This window comes from Aquabacterium parvum (genome assembly GCF_001447195.1).
GTDB classification, from domain to species: Bacteria; Pseudomonadota; Gammaproteobacteria; order Burkholderiales; family Burkholderiaceae_C; genus Aquabacterium; species Aquabacterium parvum.
This window is the reverse complement of the sequence record NZ_LFRI01000587.1, coordinates 1-273: the sequence shown is the minus strand read 5'-3', so window position 1 is coordinate 273 and position 273 is coordinate 1. Positions and strand designations below refer to the sequence as shown.

1 protein-coding gene is annotated in these 273 nt (G+C 60.4%); it reads left to right on the top strand.

Annotated elements, in window-relative coordinates:
- Nucleotides 1-76: 76 nt before the first annotated feature.
- A partial coding sequence (locus ABG80_RS20780; RefSeq protein ID WP_152987778.1) for a hypothetical protein occupies nt 77-273 on the top strand: 197 nt, incomplete at its 3' end.

Sequence of the window (273 nt, the reverse complement as noted above, 5' to 3'; positions counted from 1 at the left end):
ACGGGTAGGGGATTGGCCTGGAACGCCGCTCCCCTGCCCTAACCAAGCCAACTACACAGGAGTTGAAATGGCTGGAATGAAGTCTATCGATGAAGCGCGCAATGTCCTCGAAGAGGCTGCGCTGATGACCACTGAGCCGGTGAGGGCCTTCTACGGGATCGTAGCTGCTGGCCCGGATGTTGACACGCCGCCCTGGCTGTTCATCCTGGCCAGACACATCGACGCCTGGGACAAGGCCTCGCAGGCCTACATGATGGCCGTGCATCAGCATGC